Annotated in this window: 17 protein-coding genes; 2 read left to right on the plus strand and 15 right to left on the minus strand. The window is 44.4% G+C overall.

All coding sequences use genetic code 11. The annotated features are described in order from the left end of the window. Positions 1-235: 235 nt before the first annotated feature. Positions 236-2,944 (plus strand): bifunctional [glutamate--ammonia ligase]-adenylyl-L-tyrosine phosphorylase/[glutamate--ammonia-ligase] adenylyltransferase, encoded by a 2,709-nt coding sequence (glnE, locus tag KDM92_RS02215; RefSeq protein WP_212682808.1) that lies wholly within the window; start codon positions 236-238, stop codon positions 2,942-2,944. 93 nt (positions 2,945-3,037) lie between these two features. Here glnE and pbpG read toward each other — a convergent pair whose 3' ends face one another. From pbpG to KDM92_RS02235, 4 genes are all read right to left on the minus strand, one after another. Further along, on the minus strand, positions 3,038-4,129 hold the full coding sequence (pbpG, locus tag KDM92_RS02220; protein WP_212682809.1) for a D-alanyl-D-alanine endopeptidase: 1,092 nt from the start codon (positions 4,127-4,129) through the stop codon (positions 3,038-3,040). 267 nt (positions 4,130-4,396) lie between these two features. Beyond that, positions 4,397-5,092 carry a nitroreductase gene (locus KDM92_RS02225; protein ID WP_212682810.1) on the minus strand — a complete coding sequence of 232 codons (696 nt, stop codon included), beginning with the start codon at positions 5,090-5,092 and terminating at the stop codon, positions 4,397-4,399. 64 nt (positions 5,093-5,156) lie between these two features. Next, positions 5,157-7,175 (minus strand): ATP-dependent DNA helicase, encoded by a 2,019-nt coding sequence (locus tag KDM92_RS02230; RefSeq protein ID WP_212682811.1) that lies wholly within the window; start codon positions 7,173-7,175, stop codon positions 5,157-5,159. Between the two features lie 90 nt (positions 7,176-7,265). After that, positions 7,266-7,472, minus strand: a complete 207-nt coding sequence (locus KDM92_RS02235; protein ID WP_438947453.1) for a YdcH family protein — start codon at positions 7,470-7,472, stop codon at positions 7,266-7,268. A gap of 74 nt (positions 7,473-7,546) precedes the next feature. On the opposite strand from KDM92_RS02235, the gene KDM92_RS02240 reads away from it, so the two are divergent. Then, positions 7,547-8,344 (plus strand): PP2C family protein-serine/threonine phosphatase, encoded by a 798-nt coding sequence (locus KDM92_RS02240; protein WP_212682812.1) that lies wholly within the window; start codon positions 7,547-7,549, stop codon positions 8,342-8,344. Positions 8,345-8,476: 132 nt separating this feature from the next. On the opposite strand, the gene flgL is transcribed toward KDM92_RS02240, so the two are convergent. From flgL to flgB, 11 genes are all read right to left on the minus strand, one after another. Continuing rightward, positions 8,477-9,691, minus strand: a complete 1,215-nt coding sequence (gene flgL, locus KDM92_RS02245; RefSeq protein WP_212682813.1) for a flagellar hook-associated protein FlgL — start codon at positions 9,689-9,691, stop codon at positions 8,477-8,479. An 11-nt stretch (positions 9,692-9,702) separates the two neighbouring features. Continuing rightward, entirely contained in the window at positions 9,703-12,021 is a 2,319-nt protein-coding gene (gene flgK / locus KDM92_RS02250) for a flagellar hook-associated protein FlgK (protein WP_212682814.1), read from the minus strand. 128 nt (positions 12,022-12,149) lie between these two features. Next, positions 12,150-13,067, minus strand: coding sequence for a flagellar assembly peptidoglycan hydrolase FlgJ (gene flgJ, locus KDM92_RS02255; protein WP_212682815.1), 918 nt, complete (start codon positions 13,065-13,067; stop codon positions 12,150-12,152). Positions 13,068-13,129: 62 nt separating this feature from the next. Next, the gene (locus KDM92_RS02260) at positions 13,130-14,227 is read right to left on the minus strand and encodes a flagellar basal body P-ring protein FlgI (protein WP_212682993.1); all 1,098 of its coding nucleotides are present in this window, start codon (positions 14,225-14,227) and stop codon (positions 13,130-13,132) included. A gap of 62 nt (positions 14,228-14,289) precedes the next feature. Continuing rightward, positions 14,290-14,958, minus strand: coding sequence for a flagellar basal body L-ring protein FlgH (locus KDM92_RS02265; RefSeq protein ID WP_189344287.1), 669 nt, complete (start codon positions 14,956-14,958; stop codon positions 14,290-14,292). Between the two features lie 84 nt (positions 14,959-15,042). Further along, positions 15,043-15,825, minus strand: coding sequence for a flagellar basal-body rod protein FlgG (gene flgG, locus KDM92_RS02270; RefSeq protein ID WP_189344288.1), 783 nt, complete (start codon positions 15,823-15,825; stop codon positions 15,043-15,045). Positions 15,826-15,944: 119 nt separating this feature from the next. Continuing rightward, positions 15,945-16,685, minus strand: coding sequence for a flagellar basal-body rod protein FlgF (gene flgF, locus KDM92_RS02275; RefSeq protein WP_212682816.1), 741 nt, complete (start codon positions 16,683-16,685; stop codon positions 15,945-15,947). Between the two features lie 57 nt (positions 16,686-16,742). Continuing rightward, a complete protein-coding gene (gene flgE / locus KDM92_RS02280) occupies positions 16,743-18,089 on the minus strand; it encodes a flagellar hook protein FlgE (protein WP_189344290.1) in 1,347 nt (448 codons plus the stop codon). 160 nt (positions 18,090-18,249) lie between these two features. Next, positions 18,250-18,924: a flagellar hook assembly protein FlgD gene (locus tag KDM92_RS02285; protein ID WP_212682817.1), complete on the minus strand. Its 675-nt coding sequence runs from the start codon at positions 18,922-18,924 to the stop codon at positions 18,250-18,252. A gap of 27 nt (positions 18,925-18,951) precedes the next feature. After that, the gene (gene flgC, locus KDM92_RS02290; protein ID WP_189344292.1) at positions 18,952-19,356 is read right to left on the minus strand and encodes a flagellar basal body rod protein FlgC; all 405 of its coding nucleotides are present in this window, start codon (positions 19,354-19,356) and stop codon (positions 18,952-18,954) included. 5 nt (positions 19,357-19,361) lie between these two features. Then, a complete protein-coding gene (flgB, locus tag KDM92_RS02295) occupies positions 19,362-19,757 on the minus strand; it encodes a flagellar basal body rod protein FlgB (protein ID WP_212682818.1) in 396 nt (131 codons plus the stop codon). Positions 19,758-19,789 lie beyond the last annotated feature (32 nt).

Consider the following 19,789-nt stretch of genomic DNA (forward strand, 5'->3'; position numbering starts at 1 on the left):
AACAAATAATACGTAATTATAAATTTTTTTAAACGACGTCAAAATTTTGTTCAAAATATACCGCGACTAAGAGCAAATTCAAAGCAGATTTGCGTTTTTTCAAATAAGCTTACGGTGCTGTGCAGCAAAGTATAGTTTTGCATGCGTTTCTGTATGTATTCCTGAATATCCTGCTGTGGCTCGACATAAATGTCACTTTAAAATTTCTCGCCTCGATATCTTTCAAATCACTTTCATGAATATCCACTCAAAACCATACGTGTCCCACGATCACTCTCGTTTTGTAATACGTTGGCTTAATGCAAAGGACAAGCGACATCAAGAGCTTGAGAATATATCGCACTCCGCCTTGAGCAGGCATTCTTTTACAGAAATTTTACAAAACGAAATACAACAAGGCGCCTCAATGAATGCGGCGATGCGGCGATTACGCAATCTGGTTCTGGCAGGTTTAATTAAGCGCGATTTGAATGGTGCCGCGGACTTGAATGAAGTCATCAGTACGATTAGTGACTTTGCCGACTTTGTGATTCAAACGCATCTTCAACAATTGATGTCTGAAATGGTAGAAACACATGGAACACCACTTGGAGAAGAAAGTGGCGAAGCGCAAGAATTAATCGTGCTTGGTATGGGCAAACTCGGGGGGCATGAACTCAATGTGTCATCAGATATCGATCTTATTTTTTGTTATAGCGAAAATGGCGACACCGATGCGAAGAACGGGCAACGTAGCTTGTCCAATCACGAATTCTTTAGTCGATTAGGGAAAAAACTGATCGCTGCGATCTCAGAAATTACTGAGGATGGATTTTCATTCCGCGTCGATATGGCCTTGCGCCCGAACGGTAATTCTGGCCCCTTAGTTGCCAGTTTTGGCATGGTTGAAGATTATTTCTTGGTACAAGGACGAGAATGGGAACGCTACGCTTGGGTCAAAGCGCGGGCGATCACTGGCAAACCTGAGCACATCGCAGCATTAGAAAAAATCATATTCCCTTTCGTTTATCGGCGCTATCTCGACTACGGCGTGATTGATTCTTTGCGTAATATGCATCATCAAATTCGCGCGGAGGTAGTTCGTCAAGAAACCAGACACCCAGAGCGCGGCATTAATGTCAAACTAGGTCGAGGCGGCATACGTGAAGTCGAATTTTTAGCACAAGTATTTCAATTGATACGAGGAGGACGTGAAGCGGTGCTGCGAGACCGATCAACCCGCACCACGCTGAGAACCTTAGCAGATAAGGGAATTCTCGATGCAATTCTAGTTGAACGCCTAATGCAAGCGTATATTTTCCTGCGTGATGTCGAACATCGATTGCAATATCTGGACGATGCGCAGACACATATATTTCCAGCAAACCAAGACGATCAAAAGATCGTTGCGCAAATGATGGGATATGCCGATATCGAATCGCTCAATCAGGTTTTACTCCCTCATATGCAATTTGTCGCAGAACAATTCGATGCAATTTTCAAAGACAAATCCGAACAAGAAGATGAAGTAATTAACACAACCACCATGTCCGCCAGCGACGCTAATGAAACCATAACCGCCTATCTGCAAACACTTGAATTCGATGATTTAAATGATGTCACGCAACGTCTGACTGCCACTTGGCAATCAGCAAAAATGCAAGCCTTACCAGAAAGTAGTAAGGAAAAACTTGCCGCCTTGATTCATAGCGCTCTAAAAATAATTTCACAGCAAACTGAAGGGCAAGCTAACACCGTACATCGCTTGCTTGATTTTATGGAGCATATTGCTCGACGCACTGCTTACCTTTCCTTACTGAGCGAATTTCCACATGCATTCAGGCGCGTCATTAGGATGATGAGCGCGAGTGATTGGGCTGCCAAATTTCTCAGTCGACACCCAATTTTACTCGATGAATTATTAGACGAATCAGTGCTGCACCAAGCACCAGACTGGAATGCATTTAGCGCCGAAGTAGCAACGACCATGCATGAACAACAAGGCGATGTCGAGGCACAACTTGATAGCCTGCGTGAGTTACATCACGCTCTTCTTTTCCGACTATTGGCGCAAGATCTTGAAGGCAAAGTAAGCGTTGAGCATCTAGCCGATTCACTTTCCAAACTAGCTGACATCATTGTAGAAGCGGTAGTTCAGGCTGCGTGGAAAACCATCGCCAGCAGACATCGAGAAACACCGAAATTTGCAGTAATTGCATACGGAAAATTAGGTGGAAAAGAGCTCAGCTATGCTTCTGATCTTGATTTGATTTTCCTTTACGACGATGATGACCAAGATGCGCCTGCATCCTACGCAAAATTAGCGCAACGCTTTATCACTTGGATGACCACACACACTTCATCAGGAATCTTATTTGATATTGATATCGCATTGCGCCCAGATGGTGCCAGCGGATTGATGGTCTCCTCAGTTCAAGCTTTCGAGAAATATCAAGAAAAGTCCGCGTGGTTATGGGAACACCAAGCGCTCACCAGAGCACGTTTTTGTGCTGGCGATGAATCAATTGGTCAACAATTTGAACAAATACGAGAAAAGGTTTTACGATTACCAAGAGATGCCGCGGTATTAAAATTAGAAGTTGCCAATATGCGTAAGAAAATGCGCGACGCCAATCCAAATCGTAGCGAATTATTTGATCTAAAACATGATCACGGCGGCATGATCGATATCGAATTCATGGTGCAATATCTGGTTTTAAAGTATGCGCACGAACACCCAGAACTGACAGGCAACATAGGTAATATCGCACTACTCAATCTGTGCGGCAAGCTCGGACTAATCGACAGCAATCTCGCTACAGAAACTGCGAACAGCTACCGCCTGCTTCGAAAATATCAACACAATATACGCCTACAAGGAGAAGAGCGTGCACGGGTGCAACCAGAAAAAGTTCTAGGAGCGGTCAGATTCAGTGAGGCATTGTGGGACGCTTTATTCGAATAATTCATCAGACTAGATTGTTTCTTTCGGAAACAAAAAAGGCTTTGCAGAGCAAAGCCTTTTGATAAAACCAGTTAGCCAGTAATTCGCAAAAACTCAAGCCTGTGGTCGCATGCCTTGAATCAATTTTTTCACGCGGCTAGCATCCGCTAGTCGAGAATATTTACCTTTAGAATCCAAAAACACCATCACCACCGCACGGCCTTCAATAATTGCCTGCATCACTAAGCACCGTCCCGCTTCTGCGATATAGCCAGTTTTTTGTAAGCCAATATTCCAGTCAGATTTTTCTACTAAATGATTCGTCGTGCCGTATTCAAGCAAGCGTTTTCCTTTTGGATTTACCACATACTTTGTATCGGTTGAATACTCGCGAATAATTGGGTATTGATACGCAGCGTTGATTAGTTTCACTAGATCACGCGCACTCGCCACATTCTTACTTGATAAACCACTAGAATCAACATAATGCGTATCGAGCATACCTAACTGCTTTGCCTTCGCATTCATCGCTGTGACAAATGCAGATAATCCACCTGGATAGCTACGTCCCAAGGCCGAGGCTGCACGATTCTCTGAACTCATCAATGCGATATGCAATAAATCTGCACGAGATAACTTTGCACCAATTGCCAAACGTGACCCAGTTCCTTTTTCTCTATCAAGATCTTCTGTCGTGATCTCAATCACTTCATCTAAATCTTGTTTTGCCTCAACCACAATCAAACTCGTCATCAACTTGGTAATCGATGCGATCGGTAAAGAAACTTCTGCATTTTTCTCGAACAAAACCGCAGAGCTATCTTGATCTACAACGAATGCCGCATTTGAAGCCAGAGATAAAGCATCTTTCGACTGCTTTAGACCGACAGCGTCACCAGTGCTAGGACCATCATTGACGATCGCAGCAGTGCGAACTACTTTCTTTGATTTGATTGTTTTTTTAGATTTGCTAGCAAGCGCGACCTGCTTACTACGCTTTACATTTTTTTTGACTTTTGACGAACTTACTTGCGTCACACTCGACTTTTTTACGCTGCTTTTCTTTGCGCGTACCTGTGTATCTGCTGCAGCACTTACCTGTGAAACTGAAAATACTGAGGCGAGTAAAATCGTTGATAAAACAGATTTGTTTACCGAAAAACCAAACATTGATTTCACCATGGACTTCAAACGTAGTGCAACCATGTATTACTCCTTGAGGCAAAAAATTTCCTAACGGAACGAAGTGTAGCAAATTCTTGATAATTCGCAAGAGAATTAAAGACTTAGCTACACTTCCTCAATAGAAATCTTCAGTTTTGAATCAAAAATAAGGAAATAATATAAATTTTTTACATCAGCTTTAGAATTTACCCTGCAAAGACGCAGACGGCCAAATAAAAAACCAACCGCTTATTTCAACCACTATTTCAATTATTTCCTGATTCGTCTGATTTTCACAGTCGATCAAACTTAGTCAAGAAATTGAACAAACTCATCGACATGCGCGCGCTCTGTTTGCAGTGTGTTCTCTACTTTACTTAAATCTGCAAAGCCAAGAGACATTCCACATACCAACATTTCATCCGCGGACAACTTTAGTTCCGATGCAATAATCTTATGGTATTGAGTAAACGCGGCTTGCGGACAAGTGTCAAGCCCCCGTGCCTTCGCTGCCAACATGACATTTTGCAGAAACATTCCGTAATCCAGCCATGAGCCCTGCTCCATAATACGATCAATGGTGAAAATGAACCCAACTGGCGCATCGAAAAATTGATAATTCCTACCGTGCTGCGCATGCATCCCCGCTTTGTTTTCGCGACCTAGCCCAAGCGAGGCATATAAATCCCATCCAACTTTACGTCGACGATCAATGTAAGGACTGCGCCATTCGACCGGGTAATACTTATACTCTTCTGTATGTTGCTTGGCGACTTCTGGATCATTATGTGCGGACAGAATCTTTGCAGACAATTGTTTCAATCGATTGCCTGTTAACACATACACTTTCCAAGGTTGCGTATTGGTTCCAGACGGAGCGCGTGCTGCCACTTCGAGTATGGACCGAATATCTTCTTTCGCCACAGGCGTATCTAAAAATGCTCGAAGTGAGCGACGTGATCGAATGACTTGATCAACTGTTTCTTGAACAACATTTGAAATCATATTTATTTACTCCAAAAATTTCGGCTTAGATAAATTGAATAGTAAGCGATCACGCTACTTCAGATTATTCTGATGCGCTTGATCTTGCGTGCGCCAAGTTAGCGAAAAACTTCAACACCACGGCCAACTCACGGGTGCGAGCAAATGAAGGAAGGCTCTGCCAAATACGCTTGCCATAAGGTTTAGAAATCAATCTAGGATCACATATCATGAGTACCCCACGATCTGTTTCATCTCGGATCAAGCGGCCTGCACCTTGCTTCAGATTAATGATGGCTTCTGGAAGTTGATGATGCACGAAACCGTTTAAACCCTTCTTTTCCATCGCTTCAATACGCGCTGCCAATACCGGATCGTCTGGCGGCGCAAAAGGAAGTTTATCAATCACAACTAAAGATAAAGCCTCACCACGAACATCCACACCTTCCCAGAAACTCTGTGAACCAATGAGCACACCATTGCCAGCTGCGCGAAATCGATCTAACAATTCAGTACGGCCTGCGTCACCTTGTACAAACAAAGGAAAATCTAAGCCACGTTGCGTGAACTCATCTTTCAATCTTTCTGCACAATGTTTAACCGCCTTGTTTGTGGTACAGAGCAAAAAAGTTCGCCCCCCAGCGGCTTCAATTACAGGCAATGCGGCATCAACAACCGCATCTGTGTACTCTCTTGAGTTTGGTTGCGGCATTCCTTCAGGTACGTATAAAACGCCCTGCTCTTGGTAATTAAACGGACTAGGCCAAGTTCGTGCAGGTTCATCCCACAATCCCATTTGTGAAACGTAATGACTAAAATCATTCTTCACCGCCATAGTGGCAGAAGCGAAAATCCAAGTGCGCGGAACCCCTTCTCTTTGCTTGTTAAAAATCGGAGCAATCGATAATGGCGTACGATGTAATTGTAAGGAAACCGAATATGCTTCTACCCATAGCACGCACTCTGGTTTGCCTTTCGCCTCCTTAGAATCAGGCGCAAGTTCTCGCCAATTATCTAGCTGATCTTGTAAATCAATCGCCCGAACTCGACACTGCTCTATCGTCTCTGCTCGCTCGGCTTGCTTCTCTAAAACTTGAATCAAATCGCCCAAGCTATCTTTAAGCGTTTCTAAATTGGGGAAAAACTCGCTCGATGGCGCAATTTGTTGCAACGATAGTCGAATGGAATCTTGTGGAAACGATAAACGTAAATCGCGCGCGGCTCGCTCTACAGGGGCGACAATTTTTGCCCATTCCGCACCATCGCGTGCATACGACAGACCTTCCGCCAACGCATCACGACAAAGTTCCAAAATCTGCGAAGTTGAAATAGTGTCGCCAAAAAACAAAGTTGCGGTTTCAGGTAATTGATGTGCCTCATCAAAAATTACCGTATTTGCCGATGGTAATAATTCGGCTATCCCAGTATCTTTCAACGCTAAATCTGCAAAAAACAGATGATGATTGACGACGACCACATCGGCTTGCTGCGCTTCTTTTCGCGCCTTCATCACAAAACAGTCTTGATAATACTGGCACTCCGAGCCCATACAATTATCTTTTGTCGATGTCACCAAACTCCAGACGGATGCAGACTCAGGTACGCGTGCTAATTCTGCTTTATCGCCACTACTGGTTGTTTTAATGAACCGCGAAATATCACGCAGATAGCCAACATCTTCCCGCGTAGTTAATCGCCCATTTTGCAGTGTCCGCTCCAAATGAAAATGACATAGATAATTTGCACGCCCCTTCAATAAAGCGACAGAGACTGGCGCCCTTAAAACTTTTTTGATGGTTGGAATATCACGCAGATACAACTGATCTTGTAGATTTTTCGTACCTGTTGAGACGATCACTTTCCCGCCCCATAGCAAAGCTGGAATCAGATAAGCGAAAGTTTTGCCAGTGCCAGTGCCAGCCTCGGCCAATAGCGTTTTTTGACCAGCGATGGCTTGTGCGATTGCTTTCGCCATTTCGATTTGTGCCTGACGAGAACGGTATCCTTGAATCGATGCGCTTAATAATCCGCTATCGCCAAAAATTCGCTCTACTTCAGAGTCATGAATGCCAGAATCATTCAGTGTTAAGTTATGTTCAGTCAAAATTCAGTACATTCAAATACAACACGATGCATGCTCAGAGGACAATAAAGTTATTCTTGTTTTGCGATCTGGCATGCCAATTAAGAGCCATTAGGCTGGAATATCGGGCGACAATTGCATCTTCAGTAGCGCAATATAGTCTTTTAATTGCAGCTTCCTTTTTTTTAAGCGGCGCAATTGTAACTCATCGTGATTTGGGTCTTTCACAATTGCCTCAATCACCGAATCAAGATCTCGATGTTCAACTTCTAATTCACAAATACGCATGCGAATTTGATTTGTATGGTCCATAAGCATTAAGAACGAGTAAAATACAGCAAGTTTAATTAAAAAAATCCAGAACTTCCGACTAGTGTAATCTACCACGACGTATGAGCCAATATAAGATCGAAGCAGGCACCGCTCAACATATCGGTGATCGTAAAGAACAACAAGACCGCGTCGCACTTTTTGCTGCACCACATGCCCCTGGACACATGATGGCCGTCGTTGCTGACGGTATGGGTGGAAAAAGTGGCGGCGCCATCGCAGCAGAACAAGTTATACGCTCAGCAAAAATGCTGTTCGATGAATTTTTTCCAGGTAATGACATCCGTAAGATGCTAGAGGCGATCGTTCACGAAGCACATACAGTTATTAAGTTATCGGCTGTATCTTCAGAAAAAGAGCCACATAGTACATTTGTTGCCGTAGTCATTTCCCCCCAAAAAGCAGTATGGGCACATGTTGGCGACTCCAGAATGTATCGTTTTGATGGTCCTAATTTTGCAGAAAGGACAAGAGATCACTCTTACGTAGAGCGTTTAGTTGATGAGGGATCGATCACGGAAGAGGAAGCAAAGACGCACAAGATGTCAAACGTACTTGTGAATGTTCTCGGCTCAAAAAATGCAATACCTTACGTTTCTTTTGGAGAAAAAGACAACTTAACAGCGGGCGATTCATTCTTATTATGTTCAGATGGACTTTGGCATTATTTTGCCGACATCGAACTATCTGTCGCGGTTGGCGCGAGCACACCTCGTCAGGCCTCTGAGCTACTGATTAAAAAAGCCCGTGATCGTGCGAATTCTCAAGGAGATAACGTCTCATTCGCAATCGTCAAACTAGTCCCGCCACCTGTCGAACAAAAAACGTATGTCGCTGAGAAAATGACTAGAGCGATTTAAGATAAAAAAGCCTCGCAAATTTAATTTGACGAGGCTTTTTTCAAGGTTTGACAAGACTTCTTAGCAATGATGATCTGATAGCGGCAAGCATCAAAAGACAAATGCTAGTTCAAGCCTTGGTTTCAAAAACAATCAATTCAGATAGTTAAATAAGGACAGAGACGAAGTCTTGATAAATGATTGCTGCGCCGCTTGCAAAACAACTTGATTCTGATTTAACTCTGTAATTGCCTTCGCATAATCAAGATCTTGGAGTGCCGACAATTCCTGTTTGTAAATCACGCCCATGCTCTCACCTGCTTCATTTAAATTTTGAAGCTCTTTCAACGAGGTTCCCAAGTTAGTACGTGCCAACAAAACATTGGACAAAGATTTGTCAATATTTAAATTTGCTTGGCTCAAATTTGCGGTCAACTCCAATTTCTGAGGCACTGTTCCAGCAGGTGCACGCAAGGTATTAATCAAGTCTGTGATTGTTTCAAATACGTTCTGATTGCCTGGTTGAATTGAAAACTTATCATTCGGACCAGGTGCCCCCGGTGTGTTTGTCAAGGTAATGTCCATGCCATCGACAGTGACCGTTTGCGGACTGGTATATGCTGTAGCTGGCACCACGACTACGCCAGTCGTTTTATTGGTAATCGTAAAGTTGGCCGCAGTACCATCGAATTCAACCTCATAGTTATTACCAGTGAGATTGGCTGTGGTTGGAACATTAATCGCCGCCGTCGCTACTACCTGACCAACATTCGACGGATTTGGACGTACATTAAACTGTCCATTGGAAGTTCGAATGTTCCCAAATACCGCTGACCCGACTTCACTAATCGGGATTTGTCGGGATGTATCGACCTGCAAAAGGCGCGGTCCTTGATCACCATTGTATTGAGCACCACCTTGCGTCTTGGTATATGGAGCGATAGTGGAAGAGTAACCCGAAAAAAGATAGCCATCTGTTCCGTCAGTAGCATTTGCAAAACCAAGCAACTGATCTAGACTGCCTTGCAATTCGTTTGCAATATACCCACGCTCTTGATCCGTCAAAGTACCATTGCCAGCACTGACGATCAAAGTTTTAACATTATGCAAAACAGTGGTCACATTGCTTAAAGTATCTTCCGCAATGCTTAACGTATTGGTCGCATTTTTCCGATTTACCGCATATTGATCATTCACTGCATCAGTTTGCGTAATCACCAAAGCACGAGCAGAACCAATTGGATCGTCAGAAGGATTCAAAATGCGCCGACCTGCGGCAATTTGCTGCTGCGTTTTATTTAAGCTAACTTGCAAATCACTTATGCGCGCTCCGCCTGATTCATAAATTGTATTCGTACTGATACGCATAACGATTCCTTTTACCTTCCTAATGCCAACAATGCGTCAAATAATTGACTTGCGATTTGCATTAATTTCCCCGCTGCTTGATAAGCCTGCTGATAACGCAAAAGATTTGCCGCTTCTTCATCCAAATTGACGCCAGACTCAGATTGTTGCGCTTTCAAGGCTTGCGCTAACAAGTTAGTCTCCGCTTTAGTCGTAACCATCATTTCATTGGCTTTATTACCAACATTGCTAACAAACTGCCCGTACGCACCTTGGAAGCTTGTTGTACCAGATGCCATGGTATTTTTAGTTTGAAGCCCTGCCAATAAACCTGCATTGCGGTTATCGCCAGAACCTGAAGGATTACCTGTAATTTTAACTACATCGCCATTTGCATAAGCACCAGAAACATTAAAACTCAAGCCATTAAAACTAATCGTTGAACCTTCAATATAGGGAATCGGAGAGCCTGCCACGTACGAAGTCGTGGTATTTCCATTTTTCACGGTAACGTTGGCATTGGCTGGAAATCCAGTGAAATTATTGCCCGCTGAGTTATAAGTTAAGGTCGTCGGCGTTATCGGTAAAGAACTGGCAAGTGTAAAGGTATCGCCAGCACTTGGCGCAGCCGGATTATCTTTGATCACAAAGCTGACTCCACCATAGGTTACCGTCGCACCACTCGTGTATGGCACGTTTACAACCTGAGGCGGGGTTGCTGCTGGCGCCGCAACCGCTGCGACTTGATAGTTAGAAGTCACGCCGCCATTTGTAACAGAAACCAATGCACCAATAGGAAAGCCTGCAAGGCTATTTGGCGCAGTGGCGAACGACAGATTTAAAGGTGAAGCTAAAGTTGAACTTTTATATGAATCACCGACGGTTACGGAGCCGATCACGGCAGTGGCAGAATTACTCGTCGTAGCAACCGCAGACGTCACGACACCAGTACTGAATTTGCCACTACCCAAATTAGTACTCGGCAAACTTGTCGTAACTGGAGTAGCTGCCGCAATCTTTGAAATATCAGTGATCGCCAAACTAATGGACGAAGCCGCTAAAGCGGTTGGCCTAACCATGAATTCATCGTTCACGGTTGGGGCAACAACCGCAGGGGGAGATCCCACAGCAGCAAGATTGAAACTCAATCCATCGACCACTGCAGGCAATGTTTCCGAAGTCTGTACACTACCATCGGAAACACGCGTAATTTTGTAATAATTTGGCGCTGGACCAACGCCGGCCAAGTATTGCACACGATAATCGCTCGTGGTCAACGCACCAACGTCAGAATAAGAAACGGCCATATTCGCCGTACTCAGATTAAGTCCACTTGGCGTTGAAACTGGACCAGAAATCGAGAAGAAGTCCTTACCGACTTGACCATTCAAATCTTGCCCAAGCTTATGTTGATCATTAAATTCTGTAGCGATCGAAACAGCAACCCGACCAAGAGAATTACGCGCAGTGTCCAGAGTATTTGAGCGGAACGCAAACAAACCACCCAACTCGCCACCTGTGATATTTTTCTCATTGAGTTGAATTAAAGCCCCATTACTCTCATACGAAACTTGGAGTCGACTTGGATCAGTCAGTGAGTTTGTAGGTTGAAGCACGTTCACCGTAGCACCAAGCACTAACGGCTGCCCAGTTCCCATAAAAATATTATATTTTCCACCTTGATTTACAACGGAGACACTCACCAACTTACTTAATTCAGTAACAGCATTGTCACGCATGTCCAGCAAATCATTTGGTGCAGCACCACCTGAAACTGATTGTGCAGTCTCTATAGAATCATTCAAATCAGCAATTTGCTGGGCATAACCATTAATGCCCGTTACTGTTTGACCAATTCGATTACTTACATCGTCAGAAATTTGATCTAGTCGAGCCCCCATCCCCTTGATTCTAGATGCAAGCGATGCGCCATTAGATAGCACCGCTTGGCGTGCTGCAGCGCCAGCAGTACCGTTTGGGCTCGCCGCCAAATTCTGAATAGCACTAAAAAATTCTTGCATGGCTGGTGAAATTCCCGCAGCCGGATCAGCAACCAAGTTATTAATTTGCTGCACCTGATTTAAATAGGCTGCGGCATAATTCTGAGAAGACTGCGTCGCATTAACTTGTTGTCCAATGAATTCATTGTAAATACGTCTTACCTCACCGATAACGGTACCTTGACCGATAAAGCTACCGCCTACGTTTTGTGCCGCAGCTGCGCTTTGCAACATAATTTGTCGACTATAGCCAGGAGTATTGACATTGGCGATATTATGTCCAGCCGTAGCGATGCCCATCTGTGCAGCCGCCAATGCGCTTTGCCCAATTCCCAGAATATTGGTACCCATAATTCAACCTATTCACTCAAATGTAATTTAACGCGTTGGCGAAGAAAATCTTTTTCCCGCTTCCGACTCTTGTGGTAACGGGTCATAACAGAAAAACTTTAATATGTGGATAATTTAATCACGCCGAATCATCCAGAAAACGATTGTTGTATCACTTTCGTTAATTTTTGAGCATATTGAGGGTCTGTTGCATAGCCAGCCTTTTGTAAAGCATGTGCAAATTGCGAAGCATCTCCGCCATTTTGAATTACCGATTGATAACGTGGATTATCACGAATCAATTTCGCATAATCTTTAAATGCATCACTGTAATTATCATAAGCACGGAATTTCTCGACTTTTTGATAAGCAACGCCATTGATGTATTCCGTGGTCATTGCATCGACTGTTCTTCCCTTCCAGTTACCTGTCGCCTTTATTCCAAACACGTTATAACTTGTGGAGCCATCCAATGCTTTTATTTCGTGCTTACCCCAACCGGATTCTAAAGCCGCTTGACCCAACATGAATTTCGCAGGAATTCCAGTTCCTTGGCTAGCCGACTCGGCATGCGCGCCTAGTTTTCGCGTGAATTCCTGCACGTGACGAGCATTCGAATTCGATTCAATGCCTGTGGTTGACTGCATGATCTGTTCAGACTTTGTAGCGAAACTTTGCTGCTGGATGTATTGATTTACCCCACCCAGGCCACCTAAAGCCAACGGTGGTGAGGTCGGGCTATCGGCTTGTAACACTTGCGTCATTGCGTTATTTGATAATTGACGAACCATCGCATCGGCGAGCCCAATGCCACGACTCGCCATTTTCTGAGATAACTGTTGGTCAAGCATTGAAGTGTACATACGACTTTGTTCATTATCGAACATACCGTCTTGGCTTCCCGCTTCACGCATAGACTTGAGCATCATGCTAACAAACAAGGCTTCAAATTGTGTGGCAGCTGCTTTCAATGCCTCAGGCGAATTATCCTTAGACGCATGTCGCAGTGCATCTAGTCCCTTGCTATCAAATGCAAGCTTTTCAGATAAATCGGCACGACCAATCATTACTTCACCTTTTCTGCACTTCGGTTCTGTAGTTAAAGCTACGAACTAAACTCAGTTCTGTATTAAATAATTTCCAACTCAGCGCGCAAAGCACCTGAGGATTTCATCGCCTGCAAAATAGCCAAGAGATCTTGTGGCGTTGCGCCGATTGAGTTCAAGGCCTTCACAACATCAGCCAATGACGCACCAGCATTCAACATCAACAATTTTCCGCCCTCTTTGGTTATAGAAATATTCGAATTCGCTGTTCCTGCTGTCTGCCCGTTACTGAGCGGATTTGGTTGACTCACCGCATTATCAGTATTAATGACGACGCTTAAATTACCATGCGCGACTGCACAGGTTTCCAAGCTAACGGATTGATTCATCACGATAGAACCAGTACGTGCATTCAAAATCACCTTTGCTGCAGTCTGCGCAGGCGTAACTTCGATACTCTCCAAAGCGCCTAAGAAAGCGACGCGTTGATCATTCACCATCGGCGCCTTCACTTGTATCACACGACCATCCACTGCTGCGGCAGTCTCAGCGCCAAACTTGTTATTGATTGCTTCCACCACGCGGCTAGCGGTGGAGAAGTCTGCCGTGTTGAGTTCTAACTGGATTGTGTTTCCATGTCCGATCGGAGATGGCACCGCACGCTCTACCGTCGCACCACCTGAAATTTTGCCAACACTTAAATGATTCACCTGAGTTTGACTACCATTGGCAGAAGCACCAACGCCACCAACTAAAATATTACCTTGTGCCATAGCATAAATTTGATTATCCGCACCTTTTAACGGCGTCATTAAAAGAGTCCCGCCTTTTAAACTTTTCGCATTGCCCATCGACGAGACGGTGATATCTAGAGTTTGTCCAGGGCGAGCGAACGGTGGCAAAGAGGTAGTAACCATTACAGCGGCGACATTTTTTAATTGCAGACTGGTGCCAACCGGAATTGTCACGCCCATCTGCTGCATCATGCTAATAATGCTCTGCACAGTAAAAGGAGTTTGCGTGGTTTGATCACCACTCCCATCCAAACCAACGACCAAACCATACCCCATCAGTTGATTCTGACGAACACCTTGAATGCCGGCCAAATCTTTCAATCGTTCGGCTTTCGCTGGAAAATTGAACATCAAACCAAACGTCAAAACCAGTATGGTGCAAACCATCAAGCGACGTTGAAGTTTATGCAAATCTAACTTTTCAAACCTGTTCATAAGTGACTCTCAGATTAAAACGGCAAGACACTGAGGAAGAACCGAGTCAACAAGGAATTGACCTCGGCCAAATCAACGCGTGAAGTTGATCTATATTCAAAGCGCGCATCAGCGACTTGTGTCGACGAAACTTGATTTGCTGCTGTAATCGTTTGTGGATTCACCACACCAGAAAAACGCACAAACTCCGCGCCCTTATTAAACGCGATTTGTTTTTCGCCACTGACTAACAAATTACCATTCGGTAGAACCTCAATCACCGTAGCAGCGATCGTTCCAGTGAATGAATTGCTCGCAGTCTCCGCCCCTTTTTCATCAAACTTAGTCGAGGCACTGGTTGAAATTGAGGCTTTCGCAGTCGTCGTCGCGGGAATACCAAGAATCGTCGGCGCTGCAAATGCTGCGCTACCAGATTTACTGCCAGAAGCACCCGCTGCTTTGGTGGCCGAGGTATTTTCGCTAATGGCAATCGTCAACACGTCTCCAACCATACGTGCTTTCACGTCTTCAAACAGAGGTCTATAACTAGCCGCCTGAAAAATCGCACCATTTGCTTCTCTTTGATTTTTTGCGCTCTGCGAATGCACCACACCTGATTGATGCACGATCGCCGGAGGCGTTGTGCTGCACCCATAGATAGTTGACAGCAAAATTATCAGAGAAGACAGTTTCAGGGTTTTCATTTTGTACTTTCTTACTACACCATCAATCTAAATTCGTTGATCCAATTGAAAACGAATAGAAAGAAAAATTGATTCAAGACGCGATCACAACTGCGACAATCTCTGTAACATCTGATCAGATGTAGTGATTGCCTTACTATTGATTTCATATGCTCTTTGCGTCTGAATCATACTCACCAATTCTTCGGCAACATTCACATTCGACGTTTCAATAAACGATTGCACCAATAATCCAGCACCATTAGTGCCTGGAGCATTGGTTCCAGGATTGCCTGATGCTGCGGTTTCCACATAAAGATTTTCACCCAAACTCATTAATCCAGCCGGGTTAATAAAAGTTGCCAACTGTATTGATCCAACTTGTACTGGTGCGGTAGAGCCGGGCTGAGTCACTGATACTGTTCCGTCACGCCCGACTGTGATCGATTGTGCATTTGCTGGGATCGTAATTGCGGGTTGAATAACAAATCCGCTGGAGGTCACCATTTGCCCTTGATTGTCGACTTGAAACGAACCGTCACGCGTATAACCGGTAGTACCATCAGGCATCAAGACTTGAAAAAAGCCTTGTCCATTAATCGCCAAGTCTTTGCTGTTTCCCGTTTGTTGCAAATTACCTTGGGTAAAAATTCTTTCTGTAGCGACCGGCCGAACACCTACCCCTAATTGCAAACCCGAAGGCAATTGCGTTTGTTGCGAACTCTGCGCTCCAGGTTGACGGATTGTTTGATACAAAAGATCTTCAAATACCGCGCGTGAACGCTTAAACCCAGTGGTGCTCACGTTCGCTAAGTTATTCGTTATCACATCCATCTGAGTCTGTTGTGCATCCAGACCAGTTTTTGCAATCCACAATGAGCGTATCATTTGATTCTCCAGTTCATTTTCAATCTAATTGCCTTTACTTATACTTACACCGAATTCGCTCGTACAAAATTGCATGAATCCAGAATCACCAAGCGCGCTTCATTGTGCAGCATTTAATCTCAACTCAAAGCGAGGATCTGACTGGCTTTTGTGGCGTTACTCTCCGCATTCGTCAACAATTTCATTTGCATTTCAAATTGACGCGCGAGATTAATCATCGTCACCATCGATTCAACCACATTGACATTGCTGCCCTCTAACATGCCACCAGCGACAGCAACATTCGCATCGGCCACCGGTGGCACTCCATCTTTTGTTTTAAATAGACCATCAGCGTCACGTACTAAATTCGCCTCTGGCGGATTTACCAATTTCAATCGACCAATTACTTGCACAGCGTTCGGCTTAGTCCCCATAGGAACACTAGAAACCGTACCATCTTTTGCTATCGCAATCGTTACCTCTGGTGGAATCGTAATCGGCCCCGTATCACCCATCACAATGAGTCCGTTATGCGTTTGCAAAACTCCGTTTTCACTGATTTTCAAACTACCATGACGCGTCATCTTTTCGGTACCATCTTCTGCCTGCACCGTTAACCATCCTTTACCTTGAATAGCTACGTCTAATTCACGCCCGGTGTTTTGTAAACTGCCGCTAGAAAAATCGGTTCCAACGGTTGCATCGACAACAAATGCACGCGTCGGCAATCCCTCACTAATCACAGGCACTGCACGAAAAGAATCAATTTGCGCACGAAAACCTGTGGTCGTTGCGTTCGCCAGATTGTGCGATGTTGTCGCTTGCTGTTCGAGGATATGTTTCGCTCCTGTCATAGCGGTATAAATTAGTCGATCCATCGCAGTTCTCTCGCCCCATTCAAAGCATCAATTCAAAGCACTAAAAATCAAAAACTATTAACGTAAATTAACCAAAGTCTGCAAAACCTGATCCTGCGTCTTAATCGTTTGCGCATTTGCTTGGTAGACGCGCTGTGCAGTGATCATGTTAACCAGTTCCCCTGTTAAGTCGGTGTTCGAATCTTCTGTCGCATTCGAAGTCAACACCCCCATGCTGCCAGTGCCTGGTGGTCCAACGAGGGCAGCACCAGAGGTGGCAGTTTCTGTCCATTGGTTATCACCCAAGGATTGCAAACCATTTGCGTTAGTAAAGTTTGCCAGTGACACCTGTCCTAGAACAGCAGTTTTGCCGTTGGTATAGCTGCCGACGATGGTGCCATCTTTCGCAGTATTAAATTTAGAAAGCTTTCCTGACGTATAGCCATCTTGTTTAATTGAATTGACACTGAAAGCCGCTCCAAATTGTGTAGTACCAGTGAAATCAAACAACACAGTCGGCGTTGAAATTGGTGTTACAGCACCAGTACCTACTGGAATGGCAATCGCGATCGCATTAGGATCTGTAGCAGGAACTGCCAGCACAGATGTCGCAACTGTTAACTTACCCATATTATCAAATCCTATTTTGCCAATTGGCACTTGTGTCGCTGGCGCAGCGGGAGCAGCTGGCACACGCACGCCATCTACGGCTGCGTAAACATCCCACTCAGAAGTCGCAGGAGCAGTTAAAGGCGCGGTAGCTGGATCTCGACGAACGAAAAAAGTCTGCAGCACATGTGAGTTACCTAGGCTATCAAATACAGCAACAGAGGTAGCATTGTTGTAAGACAGTGGGTCAGTCAATGAAAATGCAATCGGTGTAATCACTGGTGGAGTGGCAACTGGCAACTGCGTCCCCGGTACTAATGCACGAGAGTCAAGATTCAACAGCGCTTTAACACTATCAGTTTCTTTTGGCGCGATATCCCTAGTATTAATATTCAAAGGAACAGCAGCACCTGTAGATAAAACACCATTAGAATCCGCCGCGTATCCGGTTAATTGTGCACCTTGTCCGTTCACGATGTAACCATCTTTATCAAGTGAGAATTGACCATTACGGCTGTAAGTAATCGCTCCATTTGTCGACATCCGAAAAAAGCCAGCCCCATTAATCGCGATATCCAAGGGATTATTGGTTGATGTGATATTTCCTTGAGTGAACAACTGCGCTACTGTTTGAACCTTCACACCAATCCCAGCACCACCTCCACTAGCACCGCTAAGTGAGTTTGCAAATACGTCGGCAAACTGTGCCTGAGCCATTTTAAAGCCGACTGTATTTGCATTCGAAATATTATTTCCGATAACATCGAGCGACTTAGATGCGGCATTTAATCCACTTAAACCTTGTTGAAAACTCATGACACTTCTCCTCTACTTTGGAAAGAAAGTTCAGACAATGGAATCCATCGCCTAAAACCACCCAAACAAAAAATTCCCGTATTAATTGATTTCACTAACACTAAATACCGAATACGGCGATAACCTAAAAAGATACATTCATAGAAAATAAATTCTCTACTTAAAAGATCTGGCGAACTTCAGACATTGCAACTTCACCTGTATTCAAAATACTTAACATCGTGCCCTGCGTACCAAACGAAACACTGGAAACCAAACCAAAACTTAAGGGCGTTACATCCAGTTTTTTCTCACCAGAACTAGCAATCACCTCAAAACTATAATTTCCATTTGCAGCAACCGTTCCAGCTTCGTTCTTACCATCCCAACTAACCGAATTAAAACCACTCGTCATGTTGGTGAAATCGAGAGTTTTTACTAAAGCACCGCCTTGATCTCGAATCTTGACTTGAATCTTGTCAGCGTTCTGAGGCAAATCAAATCCCAACACAGATTTCCCATCTTTCAATTCCACATTGTTACCTGGCACTACCACACCGTGACCAATCATGGACGCTGCTTGTAAGTTCTGGCTACTTCTAAAATTGCCACTCATCGCCGTCATGGTTTCATTCAACTTATCAATTCCAGTGACTGTCGATAGTTGTGCCAATTGACTGGTGATTTGCGCGTTATCCAAGGGGTTCAATGGATCTTGATTTTTCATTTGTGTCACAAGCAAAGTCATAAACTTATCTTGCGCTTCTTGCGTCGCACTTTTGGTAGCTCGCGCCCCGTTCATTGTCGTTAATAAAGCAGGATCAACAGCCTGCGTTTGTGTATTAATCGTGCTCATTTCTTTGACCTCTCTACGCGCTCAGCGTCATTGACCAATGCTCAAAGTCTTCAATAACATCGACTTGGCTGCATTCATGGTTTCAACATTCGTTTGATAAGAACGTGAGGCGGAAATCATATTGACCATTTCTTCAACGACGTTCACGTTGGGCATTGCTACATATCCCTTTGCATCCGCTAATGGGTGCTTCGGGTCGTACATCATTTTGGGGGGATTTGGATCTTCCACGACCTGCGTCACTTTTACCGCAGTTGCTGCAGCATTCGATGTGGGAATCGCGCTAAATACAACTTGCTTGGCTTTATAAGCTTGTCCATTTGAGCTGGTCACACTGTCCGCATTCGCGAGATTGCTCGATACCACATTCAATCGCTGCGCTTGCGCACTCATTGCCGAGCCAGATACATCAAAAATTTTAAATAGAGACATAATATTTATCCTTGTATCGCCGCCAAGAGACCCTTGATTTGCATATTAATCATGGTGAGACTCGCTTCATAACGAAGCGCATTTTCTGTAAATGCATTTCGCTCGACATCCATATCAACCGTATTTCCATCCACATTGCCTTGAACTTCAGGGCGAAACGCTGGCGGCAATCCTGCAACCGTACCAGCACGACTCATGTGCGCTTCAACGGTTTTACTCAAATCACTAGCGTTATTTGTCTTTAACAGAGCGACATTCATCGCAGCACCAAAATCCACATCACGCGCTTTATAATTTGGCGTATCTGCATTCGCGATATTGGATGCCAACAATTGCTGACGTTGGCCTCGCACGGACAACGCTAGCTGATGAAAGCGCATGTAATCGTCTAGCTTGTTCATAAATACTCCAGATTTAGATAACAACCGTGCCT

The sequence above is a fragment of the Affinundibacterium baiyunense genome, from assembly GCF_018139645.1.
Lineage (GTDB): Bacteria > Pseudomonadota > Gammaproteobacteria > Burkholderiales > Burkholderiaceae_D > Undibacterium > Undibacterium baiyunense.

Excerpts from the sequence above, each read along its gene's own strand:
- glnE (WP_212682808.1), top strand. The coding sequence starts at position 236 with ATGAATATCCACTCAAAACCATACGTGTCCCACGATCACTCTCGTTTT.
- pbpG (WP_212682809.1), bottom strand. The coding sequence starts at position 4,129 with ATGGTTGCACTACGTTTGAAGTCCATGGTGAAATCAATGTTTGGTTTT.
- KDM92_RS02225 (WP_212682810.1), bottom strand. The coding sequence starts at position 5,092 with ATGATTTCAAATGTTGTTCAAGAAACAGTTGATCAAGTCATTCGATCA.
- KDM92_RS02235 (WP_438947453.1), bottom strand. The coding sequence starts at position 7,472 with ATGCTTATGGACCATACAAATCAAATTCGCATGCGTATTTGTGAATTA.
- KDM92_RS02240 (WP_212682812.1), top strand. The coding sequence starts at position 7,547 with ATGAGCCAATATAAGATCGAAGCAGGCACCGCTCAACATATCGGTGAT.
- flgL (WP_212682813.1), bottom strand. The coding sequence starts at position 9,691 with ATGCGTATCAGTACGAATACAATTTATGAATCAGGCGGAGCGCGCATA.
- flgK (WP_212682814.1), bottom strand. The coding sequence starts at position 12,021 with ATGGGTACCAATATTCTGGGAATTGGGCAAAGCGCATTGGCGGCTGCA.
- flgJ (WP_212682815.1), bottom strand. The coding sequence starts at position 13,067 with ATGATTGGTCGTGCCGATTTATCTGAAAAGCTTGCATTTGATAGCAAG.
- KDM92_RS02260 (WP_212682993.1), bottom strand. The coding sequence starts at position 14,227 with ATGGTTTGCACCATACTGGTTTTGACGTTTGGTTTGATGTTCAATTTT.
- KDM92_RS02265 (WP_189344287.1), bottom strand. The coding sequence starts at position 14,958 with ATGAAAACCCTGAAACTGTCTTCTCTGATAATTTTGCTGTCAACTATC.
- flgG (WP_189344288.1), bottom strand. The coding sequence starts at position 15,825 with ATGATACGCTCATTGTGGATTGCAAAAACTGGTCTGGATGCACAACAG.
- flgF (WP_212682816.1), bottom strand. The coding sequence starts at position 16,685 with ATGGATCGACTAATTTATACCGCTATGACAGGAGCGAAACATATCCTC.
- flgE (WP_189344290.1), bottom strand. The coding sequence starts at position 18,089 with ATGAGTTTTCAACAAGGTTTAAGTGGATTAAATGCCGCATCTAAGTCG.
- KDM92_RS02285 (WP_212682817.1), bottom strand. The coding sequence starts at position 18,924 with ATGAGCACGATTAATACACAAACGCAGGCTGTTGATCCTGCTTTATTA.
- flgC (WP_189344292.1), bottom strand. The coding sequence starts at position 19,356 with ATGTCTCTATTTAAAATTTTTGATGTATCTGGCTCGGCAATGAGTGCG.
- flgB (WP_212682818.1), bottom strand. The coding sequence starts at position 19,757 with ATGAACAAGCTAGACGATTACATGCGCTTTCATCAGCTAGCGTTGTCC.